This window comes from Paenibacillus sp. Aloe-11 (genome assembly GCF_000245715.1).
GTDB classification, from domain to species: domain Bacteria; phylum Bacillota; class Bacilli; order Paenibacillales; family Paenibacillaceae; genus Paenibacillus; species Paenibacillus kribbensis.
This window is the reverse complement of record NZ_JH601050.1, coordinates 392,909-402,821: the sequence shown is the minus strand read 5'-3', so window position 1 is coordinate 402,821 and position 9,913 is coordinate 392,909. Positions and strand designations below refer to the sequence as shown.

8 protein-coding genes are annotated in these 9,913 nt (G+C 47.1%); 6 read left to right on the top strand and 2 right to left on the bottom strand.

Translation table 11 applies throughout. The annotated features are described in order from the left end of the window. Positions 1 to 121 precede the first annotated feature (121 nt). Positions 122 to 1,729: an OPT/YSL family transporter gene (locus WG8_RS07915; RefSeq protein ID WP_007429602.1), complete on the bottom strand. Its 1,608-nt coding sequence runs from the start codon at positions 1,727 to 1,729 to the stop codon at positions 122 to 124. A gap of 308 nt (positions 1,730 to 2,037) precedes the next feature. On the opposite strand from WG8_RS07915, the gene WG8_RS07910 reads away from it, so the two are divergent. The 6 genes from WG8_RS07910 (at position 2,038) to WG8_RS07885 (ending at position 7,431) form a co-directional block, all read left to right on the top strand. Then, the gene (locus WG8_RS07910; protein WP_007429601.1) at positions 2,038 to 2,739 is read left to right on the top strand and encodes a response regulator transcription factor; all 702 of its coding nucleotides are present in this window, start codon (positions 2,038 to 2,040) and stop codon (positions 2,737 to 2,739) included. Next, positions 2,736 to 4,097 carry a sensor histidine kinase gene (locus WG8_RS07905; RefSeq protein WP_007429600.1) on the top strand — a complete coding sequence of 454 codons (1,362 nt, stop codon included), beginning with the start codon at positions 2,736 to 2,738 and terminating at the stop codon, positions 4,095 to 4,097. The genes WG8_RS07910 and WG8_RS07905 overlap by 4 nt, the downstream gene beginning before the upstream one ends. Before the next feature lie 22 nt (positions 4,098 to 4,119). After that, positions 4,120 to 4,713, top strand: a complete 594-nt coding sequence (locus WG8_RS07900) for a PepSY domain-containing protein (RefSeq protein WP_007429599.1) — start codon at positions 4,120 to 4,122, stop codon at positions 4,711 to 4,713. A 114-nt stretch (positions 4,714 to 4,827) separates the two neighbouring features. Then, positions 4,828 to 5,367 (top strand): PepSY domain-containing protein, encoded by a 540-nt coding sequence (locus WG8_RS07895; RefSeq protein ID WP_007429598.1) that lies wholly within the window; start codon positions 4,828 to 4,830, stop codon positions 5,365 to 5,367. A 142-nt stretch (positions 5,368 to 5,509) separates the two neighbouring features. Then, entirely contained in the window at positions 5,510 to 6,526 is a 1,017-nt protein-coding gene (locus WG8_RS07890; RefSeq protein ID WP_007429597.1) for an aminoglycoside phosphotransferase family protein, read from the top strand. An 8-nt stretch (positions 6,527 to 6,534) separates the two neighbouring features. Next, positions 6,535 to 7,431, top strand: a complete 897-nt coding sequence (locus tag WG8_RS07885) for a phosphotransferase (RefSeq protein ID WP_007429596.1) — start codon at positions 6,535 to 6,537, stop codon at positions 7,429 to 7,431. A gap of 176 nt (positions 7,432 to 7,607) precedes the next feature. Here the strand turns inward: WG8_RS07885 and WG8_RS07880 are convergent, their stop codons facing one another. Continuing rightward, a complete protein-coding gene (locus WG8_RS07880; protein WP_007429595.1) occupies positions 7,608 to 9,503 on the bottom strand; it encodes a PrkA family serine protein kinase in 1,896 nt (631 codons plus the stop codon). Positions 9,504 to 9,913 lie beyond the last annotated feature (410 nt).

The following is a 9,913-nucleotide window of genomic DNA, read 5'->3' as shown; positions in this document are numbered from 1 at the left end:
CTTGCCGATCCGCAGCCCTTCCTCAACCCAGCCTCCGCCTCCGCCGCCCAAGACAGCACCGCCATATACGGCATATTCAACAATCCTTTCATCCAGCTTTAAAGCGTCCATCTGCATCATCTCACTTTTTTAGTTTAAATACAGAGTTAAAGAAGTTATAGAGAGCATCCCCTGCGATAAAACCGGCAGCCAGAATCGTCATAGAAGCTACCGTCTCCTTTTTCCCAAAACGGGTTACCAGATAGCGGATCGCTATGCCGACCAGCACGGCCCAGCATGCGTTGGCTGTCGCAATCAACAGCCCTGTTGCAAACATGACGCCCAATTGGCGCTTCGAACCACCGATGAGCTGGAGAATCGCTCCCGGAATCGCCCACAGCAAAAGCTGGCTTGCAATCCCCGGTGTAGCCCCGGCCTGAATCGTCGACACATATACCTTATCAATCGGCGGCACCAGATTTTGTGCAAAATAGCTCGGATAAGCCAATGCTACCGTCACCAGTGCAACCGCAAACGCGATCAGGGCCGTTATATACTGCTGCTTTCTGCCTTCCCGTTCCAGCTCTTTATCCTTGCCATTGCCGCGCAGGATGTAGCCTGTTTTCAAATCGTAGCCCATGTCAGCAAAAGCAGGACCTGTAGCTGCGCTAAACCCGGCCAGCAGCGCCAGCGCCACGGGTGGAAACCCGATCATCATTCCGCCGAGCAATGTGATAAAAGCAACCGCGAAGGCAGGAAACCAACCGGAATGCATAGCCGCGATACCGACGATAATTTCATGCACAAACGCGGCAAAGGCTGCAAATACGATAAAGCCGATCAACATACCTACCGACATGTGTGTAACCAGTCCGCCGATGATGGCGATCAGCAGTGAAATAACCAGATAAGCGATAAAACCGAGTCCAAGCGTACGACGGGCCTCTGCAATCGGACGGGTATATTCCACCTCCGAGGCTGTATCTGCAAGTATGACGGTGCCGTCCTTTTTCTTCTTGGAAAAGCCAAACACGAGTATAGCCGCCTGAATTAACGCCACAATACCCGCCCCGATCATCACGCCATGGGCGATGTAGAGCGCATTAACGTCAATTTGAAATAACGGCATGGAATACTGGCGAATCAATAGACCAATCCCGAACATGCCCAGCGCCCAAATATTGCCGATAAATGCGACACCAAAGGCAGACATCGGGATGCTCAAGTAGGAGCCGACTACCCCGATCAGTGCCCCAATGCCTAACAAACCGGCACGTTTGCCGCCTTTATCACCGGCTTTGATCGATTCCGCTGTTGCAACCCCCGGAGCCCAGGTACCTGAAGCTGGAAACAGCTTGGAATCAAAAATTTTATAAAGTATCGTCGCATCTGCAAACATAGCTAACGCCGCTCCCAGCAGCATCGGCACAACCAAATCAGGTGTTCCCATAAGATAGGGGATCCCAATAGGAATCAGCAGGCTGTTGGCTGCCCCGAAAGTAGCTGAGGAAATGGCGGTTTGCACCAAGTTTTGACGATGAACGGATTTATATCGTAAAAACCAGTTGACTGGAATACGTGCAATCAACATCGCAACTAACGCTCCGATGATGGCCGTATTCGGGGTTACGCCGAGACTGGTTACGATCTGCATCCCGATAATCGCTCCCAGAATACTTGTAGCTACAATCAGAATAAATGCAAAAGGCTCAAACGTTTTCGGGTGGCGCTTTTCTTGTTCGTGTTCCATATGACCCTCCTGCGTTTTAGATATATTGTTTTTCATCCCTCATAAATAGGTTTAACTTATGTTACTGCAACTTTCCTGCCATAAACAATGTTCCGCCTGACCAAAACAATGACCTGTTTATTGTGCGCTAAAGATAAAAAAGCAAATATAGAACGCTATCATTACATTTTATTCCTTTTAAATGTCATAAAACATAACACGATGTATGAAAATATCTTTTCCCTCTCCTTTTGCTTTAAAGTGTCTTAGCTGCCCTGATATGCTAAAATACTTCCGTATCGGCTATTCGCCTACAGGAGGACATGAACATGAATCAATCCATTCTGATCGTGGAAGACGAAGAGAAAATTGCCCGGCTTCTAGAGATCGAACTTGAATTTGAAGGATATCGGGTGGTTAAAGAAAAAAACGGAATTGACGGGCTGGAGACGTATTACAAAGGGACATGGGATCTGGTATTGCTGGATATTATGGTTCCTGGTCTCAGCGGCACCCAGCTGCTGCGACGGATTCGTAAGAATGATGCGAACATTCCTGTCATTTTACTAACGGCTAAAAGTTCCATTGCGGATAAGGTCGAGGGGCTTGATTTGGGAGCCAACGACTATATTACCAAACCGTTTGTGATCGAAGAGCTCCTTGCACGTGTAAGAGCCGCGCTCAGAGTAGCCGCAACGAAGGACACAGCTCCGCGGATGGCAGACACATGGCTTGGTGCGGGGGATTTACGCCTCCATGAAGGTACCCGTGAGGTCCTTCGGGGGGAGCACAGCGTTGAGCTTACGCCGCGAGAATTTGACTTGCTCGTTCATTTACTGCGACATCAGCGGCAGGTGCTGAGCCGTGAGCAATTATTGGAGAATGTATGGGGTATAGACTATGTTGGCGATACCAACGTGGTAGATGTGTATATTCGGTATGTGCGCAATAAAATCGACCCCACTCGCCAGCTCCCCGAGTTAATTCATACTGTACGGGGTATTGGTTATGTGTTGAAGGAATCCGTATGAAGCTGCAAAACAAAATCCATACCTACACCTCGTTGCTACTTGCAGTCTTGCTTGTCGCCATTCATTTTTCGGTTTATTTTCTGTTCAGCCAGCTTTCTATCAACAGTCGCAAGGATCAGGTAGAAGCCACGGCGGAGAACATCATTCGCGGTATTCAGCGTGCTCCGGTATCGGTAGCAGCAGAGGATCTTCTTCGAGCCTATGTACCGCTGGATGGCATGCTTCGGCTAATGAATCCGAAGGGTGATTTTCTCCCCCCCATCACCTCTTCTTCGGAGCAATCTCTCAGCTTGATGAAGAGTGCTTATAATGAGACACGACAAGTTCGCATGATTACCCATGAAAACAAACGCTACATTCTTGTTTCCGTCCCCATGATTTGGACCAATGGCGAGGTTGTCAATCTTCAGGTGATCGAAAGTCTGCAACCGACGATGCAGACACTGCAGGTACTCAGAATTGTACTTGTAGCTGTCACCGGAATTGCACTCATTCCTGTCATGATATCGGGAAGACTGCTCGGGCGACTGATTACACGTCCCATTACCTCTATGATTCGCACGATGAAAGAAATTCAACGTAGTGGAAAATTCAAACGGCTTTCGCTTGACGCTACATCACGCGACGAGCTGGTCGAGATGGGAGAAACGTTTAATGACATGATTGAATTGCTGGAACGCAACTTTGTCCAGCAAGAACAATTTGTCTCTAATGCATCCCATGAATTAAAAACACCTCTTACCATTATTGAAAGTTATGCCAGTCTGCTAAAACGTCGGGGTCTACAGCATCCCAACATCTTCGCCGAGTCTGTTGAAGCTATCCATTCCGAGGCAATACGAATGAAGGACATGGTAGAGCAGCTTCTTCATTTGGCCAAAAACGAGGAACAATGGAATGTCATATTGGAGCCTGTACGCCTGACCAAAGTGGCGACCGAATTGAAAGCTACATTTGAAAATGCCTTTGCCCGGCAAATCCACCTGGACATACAGGCAGACTGCATCGGCTATACCGATGAAAATAAACTAAAGCAACTGCTATTTATCTTTTTGGATAATGCACGCAAATACAGTGACGAGCCAGTGCGTCTAACCATCGATGCCGTAGGCGATACGCCCCAGCCCTGTATTAGGATCACGGATCGGGGAATTGGAATTCCAGAGGATAAGCTATCTAAAGTATTTGACCGCTTCTATCGGGTAGATGAAGCCAGAAGCCGTGAGGAAGGTGGCGCCGGTCTAGGCCTGGCACTGGCTACAGGAATTGCTCAAGCTATTCACGCACACATTGGACTGGAAAGTATACAGGGAAGTGGCACAACAGCAACGATCATCCTCCCTTCCGTTCCAAAATAATAAGCTAAAGGAGGGAATAACGATGAAAGCCATGTATGTGTGGATCATTGGAGGTACGGTGGCGGCTATATTGATCACCTTTTGCCTTTTACAGTGGCCTTGGGCACGGTCGTTGGCAGCCTCGCCCTTGCAAGAAAAAACGGTCATCCAATCCGTATTGCATCAGTATCCCGGCGAGGTGCTGGAATCCAGACGCCTGGATCATTACTATCTGATCAAGTTGGAACGAGAGAAAGGAAAATATGATATAAAGGTCAACGTCTATGACGGTATCATCGAATCCATTACGCGGACGCAAGCTTATACGGATACCCGACAGGAGTCCCAGAATCACAGTCCTGTTTCGCCACCAAGTAAGGACATATCGGGTCCAGTCAGCAAACCTGACCCAGTGTCTCTCGTGATCACAGAGAAGGAAGCAGCCCAGCTTGCTGCCAAGGCAGTTAACGGAACATCCGATGATATCGAGCTTCACCGCAACGAAAAAGGTCTCTATTATCTCGTTGAGGTTGAGATCAAGGATGGGCGTGAAGCTGTCGTACAGGTTAATGCAGTATCGGGCTCTATCGACTCTGTCACTTGGGAAAAAGAAAAGCAGGACCACAACGACGAATAAGCTGATTAGCATCACTCCCATATTTTCTCATTGTTTTCTCATGATTTTATTATGTTCCTCTCATGTTCAAAAGATAAGCTGTATTCAAGCTTACAGTACAGGGAGGAATTATAAATGAAAAAACACTTAGGAATTATGGCAGCAACGGTGCTGCTTGGAGTTACGGTTACGGGTGTATCAGCGAATGCCGTTTGGGCTGCCAAACCTACGGATCTTATTGGAGCGACAACGGCTGCCAATATTGCCAAGAAGGCAGCGGGCAATGATGCGCAAGTTGAAGATGTAGAACTGGAGCGTGAAAATGGAAGGGTCTACTATGAAGTGGAGCTTCAGCAGGGCAATAAAGATTGGGATATCGATGTAGATGCTTACACCGGAGAAACCATTCGTTCCCATTCTGAGCTTAACGATGACTCAAATGACAAGTCCTCCTTCAACAAACCAAACCACGTCACCATAACCGAGAAGCAGGCTGGGCAAATCGCGCTCAAGAACGTGCCTGGCACCCTTCTGTCTACTAAATTGGATAAGGAAGACGGGCGGTTCATTTATGATGTAAAGGTGCTTACCGATGAAGGCACCGTTGAATTCGAAATCCATGCTACATCTGGAGCCATCGTGGATATGGACGAGGATTTTGATAATAACCGCTAAAGTTAACTCAAACGGGGCAGCGAACTTTCGCTTTCCCGTTTTTTTTGACCTGCTCGATACACACCTATTACCTCATTATGAATAGACTGATAACTAACAAAGGATTACCTTTTTCTTTAATCACAAGTCAAGTGAGGTACTTATGACGAAATCCTATACCAAAGCACAGATTCGCAATATCACCCGTCGTTTTGGCCTGATTCCGTTAAAATCAAGCTTAGTCTCATCACTATACCGAAAAAATGCAGTAATCCAAGTGAGAGCCAAAAAGGGAACTTATGCATTAAAGCCCTTTAGCCGTACCAAGATGATCCGCTCAAATACAATTCAACAGATGGAGCAGGCTGCAAGCATGGTCAGGCTTTTGAAAAAGAGAAAGTATCGCTACATGCCCGCGTGGCTTCCGACACATTCCGGGAAGCTATGGACTTTATATCAAGGAACGCCATTTTATGTGAGTCAGTGGATCAAAGGGCGGGGATTGGGGACTGCGGAAGATTTTGAAAAGCTTGGATGGGCACTTGCCACGCTTCATGCCACGCCCATCGGCTCGCATCGGATTGGAAGGGGAAGATCCCCTACGTTTCAGCAATTGCGGATATGGAAAAACCAGGACCGTCTTTTTCAAAGCAGAATAAAACGAATCAGCCGTCATGACACAAAATACCGCAACTGGTACAACGCTTTCGGCAAAGATTGCAAACGTTTATCCAGGCGGGCTTGGAGGGATTTACAGGACGCCTCCATTACGAGGCTGCTTCATAAGGAAAAGCATTCACCCTCTTTGATACACAGTGACATCACGATTCCTAATGTCATTATTTCAAATACTGGTCAACTCAAAATCATTGATTGGGATCGGGTTAAGGTCGGCTCAGTCTATGCGGATCTGGCAAAGGCCCTTATGAATACGACCCAATTCAATCCTGAATTTGTGCAATCCCTGCTGAAAGGATACCAAAAACGCAAGCCACTAGGCCGAACTGAACGAAAAATAGTTACAGCCCTGTATAAATTGCCTCGAGAAGCGTGGCATGCCTCTCGACACCCCATTCGCTCAAGAGACCGCGAGATCCTGGATAATTGGGATCAATCGTGGCCCCTTCGTTTACAAATCATTCATATTTTGCAGGAATGGTCCATGTATAAAAGAAAGTGAGGATCAAAATGTCGATTTTATCAAACGTTGAGCAGATGTACGGAATCAAAATTCAACGTGCTCGTCAAAAAAAGGACATACACAAGATCGAGACCGCCAGCATGACCTATTGTTTAAAACCCTACAATTTTCCAGAAGATGAAATTCGTTTTATTACACATGTGTTGTCCTTCCTGGATGAGCGCGGGTTCACCCGTAGCCAAAAGGTGTATCCGACAGTGCAGCAAACCGCTTATATGACCCATGAAGGCGTTTCGTATACGTTAACCAATTGGGTTGATGGACAAAGACCAAAATTTACAAAAAGAATAGATTTCAAAAAGGGTATTTGCACCTTAGCCAAATTTCACTCCAGCGCTGTAGGCTTTCCTGTTAGCGAAGCTCCGGCAGCCAGAATACGTTACGAAGGCTTGGGTGATGAAATTGCTGGCTACAAAAAACGCCTCAGTCCCTACAAAGGCACAGCACATCTCGTGGCTCTCTGTGAGGAAGTGACGCATCGTTTACAGCAGCCCAAGGTTCGGGAAGCCATCGACTCGGAGCAAAAAGCCGGCGCATTTATACATGGCGACTACAATTATCCCAATCTGATTAAAGACAGACAGCTCAAGATTCATTTAATCGATTTTGAAAATTGCTCCCTGCACGTAAGAATGAAAGACTTGTCCCATCTTCTTCATCGAAATTGTCTTTGGAACGGGACAAAAATGCTGCGCGCAGTCGACTACTATCAACGATATCGTCCGTTAAGCCCCCGTGATTTACATTTGCTTCACGCGCTTTTAATCTCTCCCTATCACGTGGTCCGCAACATCAGAATAGCCGGCATCCGTTCTGCCAAGCGTGTTATTCCATCATTAGCGCAATTGAACAAATACCGACGTGAGCTTAGAGCGCTGCTATAAGCTGCCTGATTGAACCAGCAGGAAACAGACCAACCCAATGGTCTGTTTTTTTATATGTATGTCTTCTAATACAACAAAATCCGGCAGCACCTGAAACTTTCTGTGCTTACCGGATTCCCTATAAGATGTACATTGATCGAACCGTGCTGTATACTGTCCTTGCTTTCCTTAAATGATTACCGGTTTAAGAGACTGCCTACATACCGCAACAAATCGTTAGCGCTGGCCGCTGTATAGCCATGCTCCTCAATCAGCCGCTTGATGACCTCATTCATCCGTTTAAGCTGGTTAGCATCAGGCGTTTTGGTCGAGGTCGTAATCTTTACAATGTCCTTCAGATCTGCAAACAGCTTCTTCTCAATCGCTTCACGCAGCCGATCATGATGATGATATTCAAACTTCCGGCCCTTGCGCGAATACGAGGAAATCCGGATTAATATTTCTTCGCGGAATGCCTTTTTCGCATTTTCTGACACCCCGATCTGCTCCTCAATCGAGCGCATAAGCCGCTCATCTGGGTCCAGCTCCTCATCCGTGAGCGGATCGCGGATTTTAGTCCAATTGCAGAAGGCTTCGATGTTATCCAAATAGTTGTCGAACAGCGTCTTGGCTGATTCCTCGAAAGAGTACACAAAGGCCTTCTGCACTTCTTTTTTCGCCAACTCGTCATACTCTTTGCGGGCCACGGAAATAAAATTCAGATAGCGCTCGCGCTCTTCCTTCGTAATGGAAGCATGCTGATCCAGACCATCCTTGATCGCTCGTAAAATATCCAGTGCATTGATGGATTCCACATTTTGCTTAATTAATGCACTGGAAATACGATTAATGACGTACCGTGGGTCTACCCCGGACATGCCTTCCTCCAGAAACTCACTTTGCATTTCCTTCAGGTCGGCTTCCTTGTAGCCTTCAACCTCTTCACCGTCGTACATGCGCATCTTTTTGACCAAATCCATACCTTGCTTCTTCGTTTCTTTCAAGCGGGTAAGCACGGAGAAAATGGCAGCCGTTCGCAGCGCATGAGGAGCAATATGAATATGCCACATGTCACTTTGCTCAATGAGCTTGGCATAAATCTTTTCTTCCTCCGACACTTTCAGGTTATAAGGAATCGGCATTACAATCATCCGCGACTGCAATGCCTCGTTCTTTTTATTCGCAATAAAGCTTTTATACTCCGACTCATTGGTGTGAGCCACAATCAATTCATCTGCACTGATGAGGGCAAACCGTCCGGCCTTGAAATTTCCCTCCTGGGTCAGGGACAACAAATTCCACAAAAACTTCTCATCACATTTCAGCATTTCCTGAAACTCCATCAACCCGCGATTCGCTTTGTTCAGCTCTCCGTCAAAACGATATGCACGCGGATCGGATTCCGAACCATACTCCGTAATCGTGGAAAAGTCGATGCTGCCTGTCAAATCAGCGATATCCTGAGACTTCGGATCAGAAGGGCTGAACGTACCTATGCCAACCCGGTTTTCTTCCGATATAAATACCCGCTCCACGCGCACCTTTTCGATATCGCCATCAAATTCCGTACGCAATCTCATCTGGCAGGATGGGCAGAGATTACCTTCAATGCGCACACCCAGTTCCTTCTCAAACTCGGGACGCAGTTCATGAGGAATAAGATGAAGCGGATCTTCATGCATAGGGCAGCCTTGTATAGCGTACACAGCTCCCTGATCCGTTCTTGAAAATTTCTCCAGACCCCGTTTTAGCAAAGTGACCAGCGTCGATTTGCCCCCGCTGACGGGACCCATTAAAAGAAGGATACGCTTGCGCACATCGAGCCGCCTGGCTGAGGAATGGAAGTATTCCTCCACCAGCTTTTCCAGCGCACGATCCAGCCCAAAAATCTCCTGCTCAAAAAATTTATATCGCTTATGTCCCCCAACCTCTTCTACACCAAAAGATTCAATCATCTTGTAAACCCGTGCATGAGCGGTCATCGCCGGCGCCGGGTCTTTCTTGAGTATCTCGATATACTCTCTAAAAGTGCCGTTCCAGGCCAGACGGTTGCTTTCCGCCCGGTACTCCGCAATGCGTTCAAAAATATTCATGCTCGGTTCCTCCCATAGCTGCGTAATGGCTATCTTCAACTCCTGATGGTGATGGCTACACTCGTCACGCCTTTCAGGATATGATGGTATCCCCTAAAAAAAGTGTAATACATACCTATGCAGATTGATTTCAGAAGTGACCTGTTTTTTGTGACAGGTCTCCCTGCTTTTTCAAAAAAACGAAGGGGTATGTTGTGCTAAAATAACAACAACGACGCGGACCTGACGCATTATGGTACAATATAAACTCGGGATAATGGGACAAAGGAGCGGAAGAAGCAATGGCGGTTCGGCATGAGACGGAGCTATACGCTCCGATCAAAGCCTTGTTTGAGAGCTTGGGATATGAAATCAAAGGAGAGGTGCGCAACTGCGATTTGGTGGGTATCAAGCCAGAACAGCAGGAGCCA